The following is a 20,620-nucleotide window of genomic DNA, read 5'->3' as shown; positions in this document are numbered from 1 at the left end:
CTTAATCCTCTTTCTTCGATTTTATGAGATAAGTTTTATTCTCATGGCCTTCCATTATTCTTCTGATGTTCTTGTGGTGAGTCCATACAATAACTATGAAAAGGAAGAAGCCAAATATTACCAACAATGGTTCGCTGGTTTGAAACCTTGGCACGAATAAAAGCATAGCCGGGAAAGATAAGGTTCCTATTATAGATGACAGTGATACATATTTAGATATCAATAAAGTCACTACAAATACCACTATACATAATAGCGCTACTTCATAATGAATAGCTATCATCATTCCTAGCAGTGTAGCCACACCTTTACCTCCTTTAAAGTGAAGGAATACTGAAAATATATGTCCTACCACGCCTATTACACCCAAGATCAGCTTGAATGTAACCAAGTTCTTTTCATCAATAAACTGAAGATTCATTAAGATTACCGCCACTGAAGATGCGGCCATACCTTTTACGATGTCAGCTAGCATTACTATAATTCCTGCTTTTTTACCAAGCACTCTGAAGGTATTGGTAGCGCCAGGGTTCCCACTTCCGTGTTCCCGTACGTCTATGCCATAAAGAGCTTTACCAAACCATACGGCAGAAGGGATAGAACCTAATAAGTAAGAAAGTAATATTGCTATAATTATCGCTGCAATCATATAAGTTGGTTTAGTTGAAAAAAAGTAAGTGTAGAACTAACTTTTCGAGCTATTAGTTCAAATATAATGAATTTTAAATGATCATAAAATATCAGAATCCGTCATCACCATCGTCAAAACCATCATCTTCCTGAGCTCCGCCGAAGCCATCATCAGGTAGGTCTTCAATGGCCGGTTCTATCTCTGAATCAAGATCATATATATCATCAATACCATAATACTGCAGCCTGAACCTGTTAATAAAGTTCAAAGTTTCTGCCTTATCTGCCGGAGCAAAAACCAGGTCTCCGATCTTAGCCTTGGCACCATTACTCTTTTTATTGATAACATCATTAAAGATATTGTTACTAGAGAATACCAGTAACTGATCATCTTCATAGCTAAAGAAAAACCACGAAGCCGGAGACGCTTTTAAGAACAGGTTAAAGATAGTACCTCCGCCTTCGTTCTTAGTTATTTCCATAAAACCTTCCAGAGAGGCATTCAAATCTGTGCTTCGGATATTTGATAGTCCTAATTTACCTTCACTATAAAAGGCATTGTAATCTGTAGACCATTTCAGATCTACATTGGTGAAAGTTAAAGGTGCTGAAGTTTCTTTAGCAAAACCACCAAGAGGAACGTGTTCTTCCTTAGATAACTTTTCATATTCTTTGGTAGGTCTTTCTCCTATCATATCTCCCAATTTATATAACAGCTGAGTAGGGTCACCTAACCCTTCAGGAGCACCAAGATTAGTTATCACATCTTTAATGTCTCTGGCCATAGCGTCAAAGGCCATGGTAGGCACATTGGCAATATCTACAGTAATTAGACTATTAAGTGTATATTCATTGGTTTCGATATTTCCGTTACCTATAGCTGTAGCCTTGAGCACAAAATCTTCATCAGGTCTCACCAAGTTGACAGGCCCTTCAAACTTCACAGTTTTTGTATCCTGATTATATTTATAGACTTTTCCCTGAAAGCTTTTTCCTGCCGCTTTAAGTGTATCTTCTATAGCAAACTCGCCTGTTTCCTTTTCATAAGAAAGCATACCACTAGCCGCAAAGAAGGGATCATCATCTATAATGTCATCAGACAAAAATGTGTTATAAAGACTATTGTCTTCAATATTGTAATAGAGCCCTGCCTGTAATTTCTGCCCACCTTCCGTTAAAGTATTATCGAAATCGATCATCACCTCTTGCTGCTCTCCAGTACTCTTCTGTACTATCCAGGTATCATAATCAGGCTCATGAATATCTAACTTAATGAAACCATCTAATTCCATAGTGGGTCGGTTAGCATACATAATTACATCTCCTTTGTAAAACATTCCGGGTGATATAAGTATGTTTTGATCTCCATCTATGGTTCCGTTTGCCACGGTGTGCATTTCAAAGGCGTCTTTTTTTCTTGAATTCTTATCTTCAAACTTCTCTAAATGGAAGTTCTCCATTTTTACAGGTACTGTATCATTCAGCGCATTAACGAAATTATAAGTAGCATATCCTGTAAATTCATTTCTTGATATAATATCAATCACCCCTTCAGTCAGCGTATGATACTCGTATAGCGTATCTAATACAATGGTGGTGTTGGTTAATCTTCCAATTTTGGCGTTTTCCAGAATTAAAACCTCATTATTTTCAGGAGTTATCTTAGCATCAGCCACAACTATATATGGAATACCCGATACTTTTAATTCTGATGTTTTGATATCATACTCTGCATTGGTTGCATTAAACCTAAGTGAATCCAGGTCTTTTCTGGTAGTGTAGAAATAAGAACTTTCTAGTGGCACATCATCAGGCTTAGTCATGGTAACTTTATCTTCTACCAAATCCCAACGAGCCTCAGAAATAGAAGTCTTAAACTGAGCAAAAGGGAATTCTATAGCATCCTGTCCTTCAACTTCAGGGCTTATTACCGCATAATCTTCTCCCAGGTTAAACCTAAGCCTTACATCATCTCCATGGAGTGCGGGTTTATCAGGGTTATCAGACTTCAACTCAAAATCTGCATGACGAGCAGAGAAACGATCATTCTCAAACTTCATGCTTTTAGACTTTGACTCTGATCCTCTGGTCAATAAGGTTCCTCCTCCGAACATTCCCTCTTTAGAAATGATAGCGGTACCATCAAGAGTAGCAGTTTCATTGTAGAATTTTATCGGCTCCTCTTCATTTTTAATATACATTCTGTCCTTAGCCGGCACCCACTTCATGCTGTAATTCTCTACAGAAGTTTGTGGATAACTGTTTCCGTTAAAGTCAGACTCTTCCATATGCAAATAGTCTCCATTACCCGTTACCGAATCAGGATAAAATATAAAATTGTCAGATTTCAGATTGGCGGATAAGTATTGTAACTCTCCTTTTCCCTGTAGTCCCTTTTTATTTAAAGTGACCTCTTCAAAGTAAGTCGCTTCCGGGTCATTATAGAGCATATATCCTTCTTGAGGCACCTGATGCTTAAAACCCAAAGTGTTATCAGGCATAATTATCAACTTCTCCTCAAAGTCTGGGAATATGCCTCCAGATTTAAACCCTCCACCAAACTCAATCGAGGAAGGATCTTCACCACTTAAACTATCTATATCAAATGGAGGCACCTCAAATTTTAAGGATTTATCATAGACACCTCCAAGAATCTCTTCTCTATCAAAATACACCAAGGCTCCCTGACCTGCATTAAATTTCGGGTAGTTAGCGTATTTCACTTTTGCCGATTTATTATTAGGCCTGTTGATATATAATGTCCCCTGGGTAGCACCGGTATTTTCTGGACTATCTTCATCAGGCACTGCCACCATAGAGTTATCTACCTTGGTTCGGGCATGGGTTTTCTCATCTTGCACATAAAATTGAATAGAGAAAATTTTACCCATATTTATAAGAAAGCTATCATATTCGAAATAAAAGTCTTCTCCTATATACTCAAAGTTACCAGCAGAGATCTTTCCATTAAACATAATGTCTCTGTCTTCCATGAGCGTGATTTCACTACTATCCGGTTCAATAATTACGTTTAATGAATCACTTACTTTAAAGCTTTCTACCCCTCTTACCTTCATGTAGTTCTTAGGGAAATTCAAAGTAGCATTAGGCTTATAATGTATAACTGATGATATAATGATGTTATCGTAATCCTTTTTACCAAAACGTGAGTTAAATAAATGTTTGGCCTTGTCTTTCACAGTAATCAGTCTTTTATTGGAATCATAACCAATTAGGCCTTTCTGTGCTAAAAAGAGCATTGCTCCCTTCATAACATCAATGTCTTTTTTATAGCTTTTAGCCAATTCATCAACATAAAATTCATCAACCCCTTCCTTTCGGCTATAGGCTACTACCATGGCCAGAGGATTAAAAGGATAAATTCTATCACCTAAACTGCTATAATCATCATAAGAATAGTGATCCGCTGACTCTATGTTCAATGGAACCATACGTGCGGCTTCCATAATTGAAGCGTTTAAGCTGTCTGACTGTAAATCCCAACGGATAAGATCGGCGGTAAAATCTATGTTGAAATATGAACTTACAAATGGCGTATTTCTAAAACCTCCTTTATCTTTTTGCAATACCAATTTCTGATTTTCATAATCATACTTTAAACGTAGTGCAGGGTGGTAAATAGAATCGTAATTCTGATAAATGACCACCGCCGCCCGCTTTGCAGTAACTACAGAATCTCCAAATTCGAAAAGCGGAGCACGAGCTTTGAATTTCTGTGCCTGATCATTCCTTACTTCAATCATAGAATAAGTACCCATAACAGAAGCACTATTAATTTTGGCTCCATCCAGTGAAAAGCCTCCATGGTAAATCAGATCTTTACCAATGTTTTTAACCTTTATATCACTGTAATAAGAGATAAACCTGGGGTAATGAGAATCATTTGTGCTATCATGCCTTACGCTTTTATATTCAAAAATACCTTCTACCGGTTCGTCTATTTTACCAGTATAAGTAAGCTTAGCAGATTCTACTTTAAGTCTGGCTTTTCTGGTATCAAAGCTATATTCAGGAAAAGAACAATAAACCGAATCAGCACCTAAGCCAGCCATAGTCCAATCGAACTTACCACCGTTACCCACAAACTGATCTTTAAGGATCAAGAATGAGCCACTAGTGTTTTCGAGAAAAACGGAATCATAAGCACTTACAAAATTCAGATTCACATTATCAAACTTGATGACTGGCCCCTCAATAATGGGCATCACTGCTCCACCACTTTGTATGGCCTGTATCATCTGCTGATCTTCTAGCTCTGTTTGCTCCTCATACACTTCGTTCCATTCAGTATCCCAATCGTCGTCAGCTGGTTCGTCATCCCAATTATCCCAATACTCATCATCGTCCTCATAATTATCATCCTCGTAGTCATCATAATTATCTGAGTCATCGTACTCATCTACAGTTTCTATCTCTATAGTTTCTTCGGGCTCAGCCACTTCTACAAACTCGAAAGTATAATCTCCATCTGTAAAAAGTCGGTTAGAACGTGCAAAATACAAGGCCTTCCATTCAAAAAACTGACCTGTGGTTTTTAGGTACTTGCTTATTTTATCAGGCGGATAGTTATCCAGCACCTTCTCCGTCACTTCTAAAAATTGCTGAAAACTGGCTGAAGCGGTATTTTCACTGTTTAATGATTTGGCTATCGTGTTCAAGTATGAATCTCTGAGAGCAGTATTTGCTGTCCTGCTGTTCATAAGCCCTACTAGGCGTTTAACCACACTTTGTCGCTGATCAGCAGACATTTTCAAATAGGCCATTTGAAATTCATCACTTATGCCTAGCACCTGCTTGGCTCGTGATTCATCTAATAAATGTCTTACAGAATCTCGCTCTACTTCAGTGTCTGACTGGGAGTAAGCCAGTCCGGTTACTAAAAAAAAAGCAAATAGGGGGTAAAGTACTTTTTGCCACATATTCAAAACGCCAGACGATAGTTGAGTACTAAATGGGATAAGTTATGGTTTGAGGAAACAACTATAACATCATCCCTTTTCTACTAATTAAAAAAATTGCCTTTGGTAAATTCTTAAATAATTATCAAATAACCAACTATTGACATCCTCACTACTCAAACACAATATGAGTATAAAAAATTAAATTATTGTCATTTTTTAATAAAGACCAGGGCTACCCAGTTATTACGATCTTTCTGGCTTTTAAATTCCAGTCCGGCCGATTCGGCTCTTTTTACAATATCTTGGATATCATAATCATAAAAACCACTTAAAACCAGGGTGCTACCTGCAATGAGGTATTTACTGTAGGAGTCCATCTCATCTAACAGCACATTTTTATTAATATTAGCCAATATAATATCGAATGTACCCTCAAGGCCTAATGTATCAATAGTACCTTCTTTTACAGTGACATTTTTACATTGGTTAAGCTCCACATTTTCAGGAGCATTTTCTGTGCTCCAGCTGTTATTATCATAAGCAATAACCTCTGTAGCTCCCAGTTTTTCAGCCATTACAGCTAAAATGGCTGTTCCACAGCCTGCATCAAGCACTCTTTTACCTGCATGATCCAGCTCCATCTGAGTTTTAAGCATCAGATAGGTGGTAGCATGGTGACCGGTACCAAATGACATTCTGGGGTTTATAATAATTTCGTACTTATAAGAAGGATCAGGCTCATGAAAGGTCGCTCTTACAAGGCATGATTTATCTACAGAAATAGGATCATAATTTTTTTCCCACTCCTCATTCCAGTTTCTGGATACCACCTCTTCTACTTCATAAGTTATGGTAGTAAGCTCAGCATACCTGGCTATCAAATCACTTATATCCTGTTCATTGAAATTTTCCTGCTCTATATACCCTTCAACTCCAGCATCTGTTTCCATCATAGAGTTGTAGCCAAGCTCTCCCAGCTCGGCTACCACAATTTCTATGAAAGCTTCCTCACAAGAAAGCTTTACACTAATAAATTCTATGCCTTTTGACATTAAAACGACTTAATTATATCTAAAAAATCTCTTGACTTAAGCGATGCTCCGCCAATAAGTCCTCCATCTACATCTTTACAAGCGAATAGCTCAGGTGCGTTTGATGGCTTACAGCTACCTCCATATAAAATAGAGATCTCTTCTGCTACATCAGCTCCATATCTTTCTGCTAAAAGCTCTCTAATAACAGCATGAATCTCTTGTGCTTGCTCTGTAGAAGCGGTTTTTCCTGTACCAATAGCCCAGATAGGCTCATAAGCAATAACCACTTTTTTCAGATCTTCTTCTCCCAGGTGAAAAAGGCTATCAGAGATTTGGTTGCTTACAAATTCTTTAAACAATCCGTTTTCTCTTACTTCTAAAGATTCACCACAGCAGAAAATAGGCTTAAGATTGTTAGCTAAAACAATATCAATCTTCTTAGCTAGCTGTTCATTTGTTTCGCCAAAATATTCTCTTCTTTCACTATGTCCTAATATCACATATTCTGCGCCTACAGAAGCTAGCATTTCAGCAGAAATTTCTCCAGTATAAGCTCCTTTGTCATTTTCATTACAGTTTTGAGCTGATACGGAAATCTTTTCTGAGTCTTTTACCAATCCTTTCACTTGCGTTAGGTGCACGAAAGGAGGTGCTAAAATTACTTTTACATCTGTGTTTACTTCATCATTAACCATGTTTACGATTTCTGATGTAAGTTTAAGTCCCTCATCAAGGGTATTATTCATTTTCCAGTTTCCGGCTACAATTTTTTGTCGCATAGTTGATAGTTTTATTTCTCTTGTAAAGATAAGATTTTATGTCATTTCCTTTTAACTGATACGGCTCCAGTTAATGGCTGTTTTCTTCATTGATTTAATTTGCTGATTAATTACCTGATTCTCTACATTACTCAAATCAGGATCTTTATCAAGCACACCTAGAGCTGCGCCTCTCGCTGCCTGTAAAATAGTTCCATCTTTACCTAAATCCGCTATTAGTAAGTCTAAAACTCCACTTTGCTGTGTGCCCATAAGATCACCTGGTCCACGCAGCTGCAAATCAGTATCGGCTATTTCAAAACCATTAGTAGTTCTTACCATAGTATCAATACGCACCCTGCCCTCTTTGCTTAGCTTGTAGTTAGTCATAAGTATACAATATGACTGCTCTGCTCCCCGACCAACCCGGCCACGTAGCTGGTGTAACTGCGCCAGGCCAAATCGCTCTGCATTCTCTATTACCATAACACTGGCGTTAGGCACATTTACCCCTACTTCTATTACAGTAGTGGCCACCATAATCTTAGTCTCGGCTTTTACAAAACGCTGCATCTCATAGTCTTTGGCATCAGGTTTCATTTTACCATGCACTATGCTAATAGGCACATCAGGGAAAGCCCTACAAGTGCTTTCATAGCCATCCATCAAATGATTGAGGTCTAATTTTTCTGATTCTTCTATTAGAGGGTAAACAATATATACCTGCCGACCTGCCTCCAGCTGTTCTTTTAAGAAACCATTTACTTTTAACCTGTTGGCATCATAACGATGTACCGTTTTAATAGGCTTCCTACCTGCGGGCAGCTGATCAATCACTGAAATATCTAAGTCTCCATACAGAGTCATAGCCAGCGTTCGGGGAATAGGCGTAGCTGTCATTACCAGCACATGTGGATACAGATATTTATTTTTTTGCCAAAGTTTAGATCGCTGAGCTACCCCGAATCTATGTTGTTCATCTACCACTGCTAAACCAAGGTTCTTAAACTGCACTATATCTTCTAAAAGAGCATGCGTACCTACTATGATGTTAAGATCGCCTTCCTTTAAATACTGATGGATCACTTTTCTTTCACTCTGCTTAGTAGAGCCGGTAAGTAAGGCGATGGTTATGCCCATTTTATCAGCAAACTCCTTCAACCCCTGAAAGTGCTGAGTGGCCAAAATTTCCGTTGGAGCCATTAGCGCTGCCTGGCTACCAGAACCCACCACCAAAAGCATACATATAAAAGCCACAATGGTTTTTCCACTACCCACATCTCCCTGAAGCAACCGGTTCATTTGCTGACCAGAGCGCATATCTTTATAAATCTCCTTTATTACCCTTTTTTGGGCATCAGTTAAATCAAAAGGCAAATGATCATTATAAAATCGGGTGAGCAGATCAGTATCATGAAAAACTGCGCCTTTGAATTTATCAAGGCGAGCAATTTTAAGCATCAACAGTCGTAGCTGAACATAAAATAGCTCCTCGAACTTAAGCCTGAACTGCGCCTTTTGCAGATGAGACTGATCCTTTGGGTAATGAATATTATTTAATGCCGCTCGTTTATTAATAAGGCGATAGTCTTCCAGAATATTTTTAGGAAGGGTTTCTCTTATTTTCTGTTGTGCTTGCTGCAGTAAATAAAGTTGGAGTTTGCCTATGGCTTTGCTATCAAGAAATTTACGTTTCAAAACTTCTGTAGTAGCATACACAGGCTGCAGATAACTGGTTTCCTGATTTTGGCGTGTCATCACCTCTATTTCGGGGTGCGCCATATTCAGTTTACTACCAAAAGCAGTAGGCTTGCCAAACACCAGATACTCCATGCCCGGCTGCAGCTTTTTCATAACCCACTGAATACCTTTAAACCATACCAGCTCTATCTCGCCAGTTCCATCAGCAAACTGAACCACCAGCCGCTTCTTTCTACCTTCTCCTATGGTCTGCATATTTCTGATCTTACCTTTGATCTGAACCTGAGACATAGAACCATTTAAGGTACTAATTTCATGAAACTGAGTTCGGTCTTCGTAGCGAAAAGGATAATGCTGGATAAAATCACCATAAGTGAAAATATTCAACTCTTTATTTAAAAGAGCCGCTTTTTGTGGTCCTACACCTTTTAAAAACTCTATTTTGGTATCGAAGAAGCCTTGCATGAATTGGATAATGGCCTAAGCTTCTAAAGCAAGCTTATATTATTTACACGCCAAAAAACTGCTTTACTTAATATTCAATTTTTACTGAGCACTTTCATTCCATTGGAAAGTATTCATCATATGAACGATATCTATCTTCACATATTCTATTGCCGGCCTTAGAGAATCATTTTGCACCTCAGTATTGAAATACAAGGCTCCTCTAAAAAAGTTTTTAGTAGAATCAGTACTGAAAAACTGAAACTGACTGGGCACCTGGCCATCGAGCTCAGCATACACCACTGTTTTACCAGAAGGGGTGGTGGTAATGGTTTCATCAATAGCTGACGCTTTTATCTGATGCTTGGCTGTGAGAAAATATGCATCGTCTAAATATTCTTTCAAACTATCCTGATTAGCGATCACCTTATAAGTAAGGTTAATATCTGCTTTTAATTCAGGGTAATAAATCTCCACCCAATACCTTTCAGATATCCATGAGGTATCTTTTAATAATTTGGCATGTTTAGAAAACTCGAAATTATAAGGAAAAGTATCGGGTAAATGCTGGTACTCATGCTCAGGAAGCACGAAGCGATTGTAACCTTTAGGCTTGGGCGTATATTCTGCAGAACATCCTATAACCACAAAACCTATTATAACTAACCATAGACTAATCGACTTTCTCGCTTTGCTCTTCATTTGCTTTTAAAAATACCCTAACCTTCTTTATTCTCTTGTTATCCACAGCAACCACAGTAAAAATAAATCTATCGAAGTAGATTTTCTCTCCGGCAGAAGGCAATTTAGTATTAATTTCTAATAACAGTCCTCCTAGAGACTCACTTTCTCCTTTTATTTTATCGAAGGTGGAAGGGTTTATTTCTAATATTTTACAAAAATCATTTAAAGTGGTTTTGCCTTCGAAAACATAAGTATATTCATCCATCTGGCTATACACCACGTCATCATCATCAAACTCATCATTTATCTCCCCTACTATTTCTTCTATAATATCTTCAAGCGTAATAAGACCAGAAGTACCTCCGTACTCATCTACTACTATGGCCATGTGTACACGCTTTTCCTGAAAATCCTTTAGTAGTGTATCAATCTTCTTGTTTTCCGGTACATAAAAACCTGGCCTGAGTAGTTTTTGCCAACTAAACTTCTCATCATTTTCAAGATAAGGCAGCAGATCTTTAATGTAGAGAACACCATCAATATTATCAATAGTCTCAGAATAAACAGGAATTCTTGAAAAACCAGACTTGTTGATCTTATCCATCAGCTCATGAAAATCCATTTCATTATCAAAAGCAGTAATGTCCATTCTTGATCTCATTACCTGCTTTACTGACAGAGTACCGAAGTTCACTATACCCTTTAAGATATCCTTCTCTTCTTCGGTAGTATCTTCATTAGTGGTGGTAAGCTCCAGAGCATGGTGCAGCTCCTCTACAGATATATCATATCCCTTCTTTTGAAACCTGCTTTCTATAATATTACTCACTGAGAGCAACATGAAAGAGAGTGGCCTAAAAATAGAGTTACTAACCTTTAAAAACCCGGAAGTAAACCTGGCAAATTGCAGATTATTAGGAGTAGCATATACCTTAGGCATGATCTCTCCAAAGAAAACAATGCCTATGGTGGTTAAAAAGGTAAGTGCTACTACTGCAGTGCCTTCAGTAGTTTTTGTCCCCAACATTTCCCACATCACAAATGTGGAAACGGTAACTATAGCCACGTTTACAAAATTATTAACAATTAGTATCGTGGCTAACAGTTTTTGAGGGTTCTTGATCAGGCTCACTATCCTGCTATCTGCAGGCTTATCACTTTCTTTACACTCAGTAATATCTTTAGCTGTAAGTGAAAAAAAGGCAACTTCTGATCCGCTTATTAAAGCAGATAAAACGAGCAAAAAAAGCAGGGCTATTCCACTAAATACGTATACTAACGTACTCTCATTAAATCCTGCTGCTAACAAAAACTCACTCGGAGGTTCGTCTATACTTTCCAATATTAAAACTTTATGAAGATAAATTTAGAATGGTAAGTCATCAGTATCATCATCCATAGAAATATCTGCAGTAGGCTGAGATGTTTCCTGATATGAAGAAGAAGAGCCTCCTCCTGAAGATGATGGCCCGCTACCACCTTCATTACTACCTTTAGGACTAAGCATGGTCATGTTATCCCCTACTATTTCGGTGGTATATCTGGTAATGCCATCTTTCTCCCATGAGCGGGTTCTGAGCTTACCTTCTATATATACCATGTCACCTTTATTTAGATACTTCTCTGAAATATCAGCAAGGCCTCTCCATAGTACTACATTGTGCCATTCTGTTTGTTCTCTTCTCTCTCCTGTGTTTCTATCTTTGTAAATTTCTGAAGTAGCTACCGGAAAATTTGCCACCGAAGCACCACTTTCTAAGTGTCTTACTTCAGGATCTCTTCCTAACCTACCAACAATTATCACTTTATTTACTCCAGACATAATTAAGCTTAGTTTTTATGCAAAAATAGCAATGTTTTATAAATCTAACTAAAAAATGGCATCATTCAAATAACGAGAAACCAAAACAGGTTTAGGAAGGTCATGTACCTGCTCCTCATTATAGAAAATCATATTTTTATTTGATAATAGGCTCTTTACCTCAGTTGTAATATTTAGTTTAAAAGTAAAGAATCGCGCATAAATACGCCTATGAGTAAGAATATGCTTATAATCTTTACTTACTTCTACGGAGGTAATATAAGGTTTCAATTTACCCAAAATCGGCTCTTTATTAACCAGTTCATCAAGCTCTAAAAAATCTGAAGTCTCGCTCATTGGGTAATCATAAAGTCCGGTCCATATATCTGACTCTCCTCTTTTATTAAGTATCATCTCTCCATCGTCACCAATAAACACCATATAATTAAAGTATCGGTTTTTTACTTTTACTTTTTTGGTTTTTACAGGTAGTTGGTCTTGCTTATCATTCTGAAAAGCAAAGCATTCCAATCGAAAAATACAATCTTCGCACGCAGGCGATTTGGGAGTACAATGCAAAGCTCCAAACTCCATAATGGCCTGATTATAGGTGTCAGGATTTTTATCAGGTATTAATTTCCAGGCCAGTTCTTCAAATTTCTTTTGCCCGGAACCATTAGCAATGTCAGCGTCTAAACCAAATACTCGGGCTAGCACCCGATAGACATTTCCATCTATAACTGGTACCTTTTCTTTGAAAGCAAAGGAGGCAATTGCCGCCGACGTATACTTGCCGATACCAGGTAGTTTTATCAGTGATTTAGAGTCTTTTGGGAAGTTTTGTTTAAACTTTTTGTCAATTTCTTTTGCGCACTTATGTAAGTTTCTCGCTCTTGAGTAATATCCTAACCCCTGCCAAAGTCTTAGCACCGTTTGCTCATCAGCCGCAGCTAACTCGGAGACATTTTCAAAAGTCTCAATAAATTTTTCGTAATACGGCAGCCCTTGAATTACCCTCGTTTGCTGTAAAATAATCTCTGAAAGCCAAATCCGGTAAGGGTCAGTAGTTTGGCGCCAGGGCAGCTCTCTTGCATTTTCTTCATACCATTTCACCAGCTTCTCTGAGAAAGCAATATTATTATCCATCAAAAAAATCTTAAAAAAGTCAGAAATGAGTGTGTCAGATTTTTTACATATTTAATTTTTATATCCGACCGCTCAGTCTAAATTTGCTGACCAGTACTTACTTAACTATTTTTTAATCAAATCTAAAGATATAACGTGACTAAAGCAGAAGTAATAGCAGAAATATCAGATAAAACAGGAATTGATAAATCCGATGTCTCTGTAACGGTTGAAGCATTTTTTAATATAGTCAAAAATGCCATGTCAGAAGGTAATAACATTTATGTTAGAGGCTTCGGCAGCTTTGTAAATAAGAAACGCAAAAAGAAAATTGCGCGAAACATTTCCAAAAACACAGCTATTGTAATCGACGAGCATTACATACCTAGTTTTAAACCATCTAAAGTTTTTGTAGAAAAAATTAAAACGAGCGATAAAGTAAAAGACGTGAACAACTAGCCTACACTTTTCGCAATTGAGATTATCCTTGTATTTTTGCAGCTTAAACTATAACGCATGCTAAAGACAAGGATAATTTTAATTATATCTGCTGCCGTTTTGGTGGCCATAATTTTCACACTACCAAAAGTAGTGGTAGACAATGATGACAAAGCCGTGCCTAACGAAACCCCAGCCGGCAGCTCCCACGCCGAACCTACTCCTACAGAAATAGAAACCGGCGACACACCACATGGACAGGCCGTTCCAGAGGATGTGCAGAAAAAAATAGATAATTTAAAGATTGACTACGCAAATAGTAGTAATATTGAAAAAAGTGTTATCTTTGCAGACTCTTTAGCCGAGCTGTATCTGAGCATTAATAAATATGACAGTGCAGCTAAGTTCGTTGAAATAATAGCTGAGAATATTCCAAACGAGGAAAACTGGGAAAGAGCCGGGAGCACATATTATGATGCTTTTGGTTTTGCCATGGAACCTCAAAAACGTGCCTATTTGGGAGAAAAAGCACAAGAATATTTCTTAAAAGTAATGGAAAACACTCCATCTAACTTAGATGTTAAAAATAAGTTAGCCATGACTTATCTTTCTACTAAACCAATGAAAGGAGTTGGTATGTTAAAAGAGATTATTGAACAAGACCCCAAAAACGAAAAGGCCATGTTCAATTTAGGAGTATTATCCATGCAATCTAATCAGTATGCAAAAGCTGTAGAGCATTTTAGCAAACTGGTAGAGGTTTATCCAAAAAATACACAAGCTCAGTTTTTTCTGGGAGTGAGTTATTTGGAAACAGGGAATAAGGAAAAGGCTAAAGAACAATTTGAATTAGTAAAAACACTGGATGATGATCCTGAAGTACAAGCTACTGTGGATTCTTATCTGGAAGATATTAGATAAAAAGATTGTTAAACCATCGCTTATCACTAAGCGACAAAAATTTTAAAGATTATGCCTTGCGGTAAGAAAAGAAAAAGACATAAGATTGCTACTCACAAGAGAAAGAAGAGATTAAGAAAGAACAGACACAAGAAAAAATAATCTCACACTAGGTTATTAAATGAGCCGGCTCCATTTACAGGCGAAGCCGGCCTTTTCACTGTACACATCAGATTTTTTAATCCAAATTATTAAGTTTTGAGTAACGAATTAATAATCAATTCGACTCAGAATGGATGTCGTATAGCCCTATTAAAAGATAAAAGCCTGGTTGAGTTCCATCATGATGAAGATGGCAATCAATTTAATGTAGGTGACATATACCTGGGCACTGTTAGAAAAGTGGTTCAGGGTCTCAATGCAGCCTTTATTGATATTGGTTATGAGAAAGATGCGTTTCTGCATTACCTTGACTTGGGTCCTAAATTTAGTTCGCTGCATGATTTCACCAAGCGGGCAGTTTCTAAAAAGAATACTTCCAGCAAACTTGAAAAATTCAGTCTAAAGCCTGACATAGATAAGCATGGAAAGATAAGTAGTGTTCTTTCCAAAAATCAGCAAATTCTAGTTCAGGTGGTTAAAGAACCCATCTCAACCAAGGGGCCACGATTATCCTGTGAGTTGTCAATAGCAGGAAGATATTTGGTGCTTGTTCCTTTTTCAAACACCGTAAATATTTCCAAGAAAATTGCCAGCAGTGACGAACGAAAACGATTAGTTCGTCTGGTATCATCTATCAAACCTGATAATTATGGAGTAATCATTAGAACGGTTGCTCAGGGTAAAGATGTTAAAGAGCTGGACACAGATTTACGCAACCTTCTCAACATATGGCACGAAGGAGTAAAGACTCTTAAAGTAGCCAAACCTCGTGAAAAGGTTATAGGAGAGATGAGTAAGGCATCAGCCATTTTAAGAGATGTCCTTAACGAGTCTTTCGACAGCATTTACATTGATGATAAGGTTATTCTCGATGAGGTAAAAAGCTATATAAAAACTATAGCACCGGATAAAGAGAAAATTGTAAAACCTTATCAAGGAAAGGCCAAAATTTTTGAAAGTTTTGGCATAGAGAGGCAAATAAAATCGGCTTTTGGTCAGTCGGTTAGTCTTAAAGGTGGCGGATACCTTATTATAGAGCATACAGAAGCTCTTCATGTTATAGATGTAAACAGTGGCAATAAGTCTAACCGAGAGGAAGACCAAGAAGCTACTGCACTCTCTGTTAATACAGAAGCAGCCAAGGAAATAGCCAGGCAGCTTAGACTCAGAGATATGGGAGGAATCATAGTGATTGACTTCATAGACATGAAGCGAGCGGAAAATAAAAAGCTCATATATAAAACCATGAAAGATGTAATGGTAAGTGACCGATCAAAGTTCACTATATTACCATTATCAAAATTTGGCCTGATGCAAATTACCCGTCAGCGTGTGAGGCCAGAAATGAACATTACCACTAAAGAACTCTGCCCTACCTGTCATGGCACAGGTAAGATCAATGCCTCAATCTTAGTGTCCGACCAAATAGAAAGGGCCATAGATTACTTAATGACCAAACAAAATGACAAGGATATTACCGTAGTAGTACACCCTTTCATTTACGCCTATTTCACCAAAGGCACTCTTTCAAGAAGACTAAAATGGTTCTTGAAATACTTTAAATGGATAAAGATGGTGGAAGACTCCAGCATAGGAGTAACCCAGTTCCAGTTTTTAAATAAATTTGGTGAAGAAATTGAAATCAATGGATGACATTCGAAGAAGCCGGCCTAAAAGCCGGCTTCTTTTTTTATAAGCCTATTTTTTCCAGTGTATCTCTAATACTGTACTTGAGGAATCCAAACTCATTGAAACGGTAGCCAATAAAGAACTTATAATTTCCCGTAGCACTGCTTATACGAGCATCTTCCAGCTGCATAGATCCATTATCATAAATGGCCGTGGCTCCAAAGAAAAAGTTCTCATGATCATAACCTAATGATGCCCTCAAGTTTACCTTACTCTCCAGGACAAAATCACTTTTATATTCCTCATTCAAATAATATTCCTGGTACTGCAAACCGGCACCTACCGCTGCATTGATATTAAAGTAAAAGTACTTCTTTACAAAAGTATAGCCATAGCCAGGCAATAATGAGAAAGCGCTAAACTCACCGTTTACCAAATTAGCATCTTCACCGAAATGATCTCCAATTTCAATAGGAAGTAAAGATGAATCGGCTTCTATTTTAGTATTATTAAGTGAGGTAATCAATAAAACAGAGCCTGCACTACGCAGCTGTCTTTCTGATTGGTTATAGCCTGCTCGAAAAGAATACCGATCACTATCAAAAATATGAATTCCATTAAGAATAACTTTTCTTATTCCCAAGTCTCGCCTTAGTGGATATATGCCTTGAGAATCAAAGTCAGGAAAAACCTGATCAGCATTATTAATATAAAACCCTCTATATTTCTGATAGGTAATATCAAAGCACCACTTGCGCCCGTATATATTACCCTGAAAATCTTTAAATTCTGTGACTCCGAACTGGTCCTCATTACGCTGCAAAAAGTCTGGCACCTTCAGGGCCATTTCAAAACCAATGTCAAAAACATAGACACCTAAACCCACTACGCCTTGATTATTGGGAATATAATTGACACGATCATTCCTGTCATTTTGGCTAATGAGATCCATAGATAGAATCTTATCCGCGCCAATAAGCTTCATGTTAAACTTATTGGGAAACTTTTTTACATAATAGTTATATACAGAATCCTCGTTTTGGCCAAAAGCGAATATAGTACCGGTAAGCACCAGCATTATGGTAAGGTATGTTTTAAAATTCGTCTTAGGCATCTGATTTTCAGCTATTAAAAATAGGACTCTCCATATTAATCTCCAAGGCCGATAAATTGTTGCAATTTTTTTAACTGATCTTTTTTATCAAATTTTTGCTCTGCTAGTTTCCGAGCATTCTCTTGTGCTGTTTTTAGCAATTCACTGCTTTCAACAAACTGTAGCAGCTTAGCATAAAACTCCTCGGGCACCTCTGGTTTGTAGTAGAATCCACAGCCATTTTCTTCTATTAACTCCTTGAGCCAACCTTTAAAATTCATGATAATAAGCTTACCTGCTGCAAGACCATCAAAAAGCTTATTCGGGCTACCCGATGCTAAAACCGGTGCGTTTTTAAAAGACACATAAATAGCATCAGAAACATTCATAAGTTCTCTTACTCCTTCTTTTCCAGTAAATGGAATGAATTGAATATTAACGAGACTTCTTTTTTCAGCAAGCTCCTTTATATAGTCCGCCCTGGCTCCTTCTCCCGCCACCATAAATAGGATTTGATTATAATTAAGACAGGCTTCAGCCGCATCTAACAAATATTCCAAATGATTAGCCAAACCAATAGTACCAGCATAAGTCACTACAAACTTCCCTTCTACACCATACTTTTCTTCCAAGTGCGGCTCTTTTACTTGAGGAGTAAAAAACTGATTATCAGCCATATTACTAACCACCTCCACTTGTTTTTTATTGTGCTTCTCAAGAATAATCTCCTTAATGTCTGGTGATAGCGCTACAATTTTCTCTGCCTCTTTATAACTTTTCCTCTCCAACCAATATGCCAATTTTTTTAAAAGGCCATTTTTCAACACTTTTAGTTGTATGGGAGCATCAGGCCAAAGATCACCCACCTCGAAAATATAGGGTGTCTTAAATCTAATTTTTGCATAAAGAGCAATGATACCAGTGGTAAGTGGAGTAGTAATGACATAATTAATGTCTACCGGCTGTATTTTCTTCACCACTTTTAAAGACATCATTACAAAACGGATAAACGCATGTACTCTACTCCAAAAACTAAGATGGTTGGTATAATAAACAGGAAGGTAACTGATTTTAATGCCATCAATAATCTTCACATCGGGCTGCGGTTTATTGTAGGCAGTAATCACCTGCACATCATGGCCAAGATCCTTGAGGTGCTTAACGATGTGATAAGAACGGATTCCTCCACCCTCTTCCGGGGTTTTAAAATATTGATGAATAAGAACTATACGCATGCGAAAGGGACTTATGCATAATTCTTTTCAAAATATCGACAAAAGTGGGTTAGATTACAAGATTCACACTTAGGACTTCTCGCCAAACACACATATCTGCCATGTAAAATCAACCAATGATGAGCTCTAGCGATATACTCATCAGGTATATTTTTGACAAGATTCTTCTCCACATCCAACGGTGTTTTTAAGTTTTGATTTACCAAGCCCAGCCTTTTAGATACTCTAAAAACATGAGTATCTACAGCCATAGTAGGTTGGTTATATATTACCGAAGCGATTACGTTAGCAGTCTTCCTGCCTACTCCTGGTAATTTTTGTAAGGTTTTTACATCATCGGGCACTTCACAATCAAACTCCTCTACTAACATTTTAGCCATACCCAACAAATGCTTGGTTTTATTATTTGGGTATGAAACTGACCTAATATAAGGAAACAGCTCATCAAAATTACTGGTGGCTAAATGCTCAGGCGTAGGGAAATCACGAAACAAAGCCGGAGTGACCATGTTTATCCGCTTATCAGTGCACTGGGCACTTAAAATAACGGCCACTAATAACTCATACGGATTACTATAGTGTAGCTCCGTTTCAGCTTCTGGCTGATTGGCAGTAAAATAATCTATAAATTCCTTAAATCGTTCTTTGCGTTGCATCCCTACTTTTTGGGTTGCAAATCTAACGATTTAGAATAATTTATAATATTAGAAACCAGTGTATCCGAAGGAGTACTAACACTATTATCTAAAAAATTAGTAATAGCCAGTAGCTCTTTATATTGTTCTTCCAACTCAGCATCACAAAGCATTGCCTGCTTTATTTCGTCTCTTTCAGCGGTAGTCGTCTCATTGTAAATAAACCTGATTACGTCATCCTGGGTAAATGTTTTGATCATAGGCAATATTATATTGTTTCATTTTCTTCCTCAGGTTAATCAACGCATAGCGCATTCTGCCTAAGGCCGTGTTAATACTCACTCCCGTTTGCTCCGCTATTTCCTGGAAACTCATTTCCATATAGTGGCGCATTATTAATACCTCTTTTTGTGATTCTGGTAACTCTTGTATCAAATCTCTCACCTTAGAGTAGGTGTCTCTTTTGATCTGATCAGTCTCTACCGACTCTTCCGCAAACTCTAAAGTATTGAATACTTTACTCCCGTCTTCCAAAATCATCGTAGGGTATCTCTTCTCCTTCCTAAAATAATCAATAGAAAGGTTATGAGCAATCCTTGTTATCCATGGCAAAAACTTCCCCTCTTCATTGTAACGGCCTCCTTTAATAGTATTAATAGCCTTTACAAAAGTCTCCTGCAATAGATCTTCAGCAATATAATGGTCCTTTACAATAAGATATATCGTAGTATATATCCGAGATTTATGCCTATGCAACAATGTCTCGAAAGCCTCTTCGTTACCAAGTTTGTAAAGTGACACAAGTTTACTGTCACTAATCCTATACTTCTCCATTAAGTTCTCAGTTTAAGTTAACGTAGAGGTCTATATCATATTGTCGATTTGAAGGTTATGTTGAAAAAAGTTTTTCGAGTTGAAATCCAAATGTAATTAAATTCATAAATAACACGCAAAAAAATAGTAAATAATTTTCCGTGAAGGGTTACTTGGCAAACAATTTTAAAATTAAGCTTAAACTTTTCATAATAATATTTTATGGTTAGGAAAATCTTTTACTACATTTCCACCATGAAACAAAAGTTGATAGATTATCAATTAGGTTAGAACTCAAAAATGGAAAAGAAACGAGTAATAAAAAGTCTGGAAAATCTGGACTCTGACTTAAAAACTCTTTTAAAGAAGAGGTATCCGGATGGATTCGAGAATAGTTTGATGAGGCTTACCAATGCTAAAAATGAGCCATTTTTTGTTGTCCCTTTAGAAACTGAAGATACGATGTATCTGGTAAAAATAGCTGTGACAAGGAATAGTGAGGGTGAGTATGATTTAGATGTAGATGATGATGCAGACGGAGGAGATGATGACGATTTGGATGTGGGTGATGAATATGATCCTGATTTTGAAGGTTAATCTTTGAAAATAACATTCC

At 37.4% G+C, this 20,620-nt stretch carries 18 protein-coding genes; 4 read left to right on the top strand and 14 right to left on the bottom strand.

Annotated features, from left to right (window positions below):
- Nucleotide 1: 1 nt before the first annotated feature.
- From plsY to mutY, 9 genes are all read right to left on the bottom strand, one after another.
- Entirely contained in the window at nt 2–649 is a 648-nt protein-coding gene (gene plsY / locus LVD15_RS08470; protein WP_233779864.1) for a glycerol-3-phosphate 1-O-acyltransferase PlsY, read from the bottom strand.
- A 91-nt stretch (nt 650–740) separates the two neighbouring features.
- Nucleotides 741–5,570 carry a hypothetical protein gene (locus tag LVD15_RS08465; RefSeq protein ID WP_233779863.1) on the bottom strand — a complete coding sequence of 1,610 codons (4,830 nt, stop codon included), beginning with the start codon at nt 5,568–5,570 and terminating at the stop codon, nt 741–743.
- Between the two features lie 191 nt (nt 5,571–5,761).
- Nucleotides 5,762–6,604, bottom strand: a complete 843-nt coding sequence (gene prmA / locus LVD15_RS08460) for a 50S ribosomal protein L11 methyltransferase (RefSeq protein WP_233779862.1) — start codon at nt 6,602–6,604, stop codon at nt 5,762–5,764.
- Complete coding sequence (gene tpiA, locus LVD15_RS08455) at nt 6,604–7,365, bottom strand: triose-phosphate isomerase (RefSeq protein WP_233779861.1); 762 nt, start codon at nt 7,363–7,365, stop codon at nt 6,604–6,606. Before tpiA ends, prmA begins: the two co-directional genes overlap by 1 nt.
- 51 nt (nt 7,366–7,416) lie before the next feature.
- Nucleotides 7,417–9,510, bottom strand: coding sequence for an ATP-dependent DNA helicase RecG (gene recG / locus LVD15_RS08450; protein ID WP_233779860.1), 2,094 nt, complete (start codon nt 9,508–9,510; stop codon nt 7,417–7,419).
- An 81-nt stretch (nt 9,511–9,591) separates the two neighbouring features.
- A complete protein-coding gene (gene gldD / locus LVD15_RS08445) occupies nt 9,592–10,191 on the bottom strand; it encodes a gliding motility lipoprotein GldD (protein WP_233779859.1) in 600 nt (199 codons plus the stop codon).
- Nucleotides 10,163–11,506 carry a gliding motility-associated protein GldE gene (gldE, locus tag LVD15_RS08440; RefSeq protein WP_233780947.1) on the bottom strand — a complete coding sequence of 448 codons (1,344 nt, stop codon included), beginning with the start codon at nt 11,504–11,506 and terminating at the stop codon, nt 10,163–10,165. The genes gldD and gldE overlap by 29 nt, the downstream gene beginning before the upstream one ends.
- Before the next feature lie 33 nt (nt 11,507–11,539).
- Nucleotides 11,540–11,995, bottom strand: a complete 456-nt coding sequence (locus LVD15_RS08435; RefSeq protein WP_233779858.1) for a single-stranded DNA-binding protein — start codon at nt 11,993–11,995, stop codon at nt 11,540–11,542.
- A gap of 48 nt (nt 11,996–12,043) precedes the next feature.
- Nucleotides 12,044–13,120, bottom strand: coding sequence for an A/G-specific adenine glycosylase (gene mutY / locus LVD15_RS08430; RefSeq protein ID WP_233779857.1), 1,077 nt, complete (start codon nt 13,118–13,120; stop codon nt 12,044–12,046).
- 135 nt (nt 13,121–13,255) lie between these two features.
- Here mutY and LVD15_RS08425 point away from each other — a divergent pair, with 135 nt between their 5' ends.
- The 3 genes from LVD15_RS08425 (at nt 13,256) to LVD15_RS08415 (ending at nt 16,252) form a co-directional block, all read left to right on the top strand.
- Complete coding sequence (locus LVD15_RS08425) at nt 13,256–13,558, top strand: HU family DNA-binding protein (protein ID WP_202245591.1); 303 nt, start codon at nt 13,256–13,258, stop codon at nt 13,556–13,558.
- Nucleotides 13,559–13,615: 57 nt separating this feature from the next.
- Nucleotides 13,616–14,458, top strand: coding sequence for a tetratricopeptide repeat protein (locus LVD15_RS08420; protein ID WP_233779856.1), 843 nt, complete (start codon nt 13,616–13,618; stop codon nt 14,456–14,458).
- 237 nt (nt 14,459–14,695) lie between these two features.
- A complete protein-coding gene (locus tag LVD15_RS08415) occupies nt 14,696–16,252 on the top strand; it encodes an Rne/Rng family ribonuclease (protein ID WP_233779855.1) in 1,557 nt (518 codons plus the stop codon).
- A 37-nt stretch (nt 16,253–16,289) separates the two neighbouring features.
- On the opposite strand, the gene LVD15_RS08410 is transcribed toward LVD15_RS08415, so the two are convergent.
- The 5 genes from LVD15_RS08410 to LVD15_RS08390 are packed head-to-tail and all read right to left on the bottom strand — an operon-like array spanning nt 16,290 to nt 20,025.
- Nucleotides 16,290–17,342 carry a DUF4421 family protein gene (locus LVD15_RS08410; protein ID WP_233779854.1) on the bottom strand — a complete coding sequence of 351 codons (1,053 nt, stop codon included), beginning with the start codon at nt 17,340–17,342 and terminating at the stop codon, nt 16,290–16,292.
- A gap of 35 nt (nt 17,343–17,377) precedes the next feature.
- A complete protein-coding gene (locus LVD15_RS08405) occupies nt 17,378–18,556 on the bottom strand; it encodes a glycosyltransferase family 4 protein (protein ID WP_233779853.1) in 1,179 nt (392 codons plus the stop codon).
- Nucleotides 18,557–18,567: 11 nt separating this feature from the next.
- Nucleotides 18,568–19,212 (bottom strand): endonuclease III, encoded by a 645-nt coding sequence (nth, locus tag LVD15_RS08400; protein WP_233779852.1) that lies wholly within the window; start codon nt 19,210–19,212, stop codon nt 18,568–18,570.
- Between the two features lie 2 nt (nt 19,213–19,214).
- Nucleotides 19,215–19,451 carry a hypothetical protein gene (locus LVD15_RS08395; protein WP_233779851.1) on the bottom strand — a complete coding sequence of 79 codons (237 nt, stop codon included), beginning with the start codon at nt 19,449–19,451 and terminating at the stop codon, nt 19,215–19,217.
- The gene (locus LVD15_RS08390; protein WP_233779850.1) at nt 19,426–20,025 is read right to left on the bottom strand and encodes an RNA polymerase sigma factor; all 600 of its coding nucleotides are present in this window, start codon (nt 20,023–20,025) and stop codon (nt 19,426–19,428) included. The genes LVD15_RS08395 and LVD15_RS08390 overlap by 26 nt, the downstream gene beginning before the upstream one ends.
- A 279-nt stretch (nt 20,026–20,304) precedes the next feature.
- On the opposite strand from LVD15_RS08390, the gene LVD15_RS08385 reads away from it, so the two are divergent.
- Entirely contained in the window at nt 20,305–20,601 is a 297-nt protein-coding gene (locus tag LVD15_RS08385; RefSeq protein ID WP_233779849.1) for a hypothetical protein, read from the top strand.
- Nucleotides 20,602–20,620: the final 19 nt, after the last annotated feature.

This window comes from Fulvivirga maritima, assembly GCF_021389955.1.
Classification (GTDB): Bacteria; Bacteroidota; Bacteroidia; order Cytophagales; family Cyclobacteriaceae; genus Fulvivirga; species Fulvivirga maritima.
The sequence above is the reverse complement of the archived record's forward strand: the minus strand, read 5'-3'. Positions and strand labels throughout refer to the sequence as shown.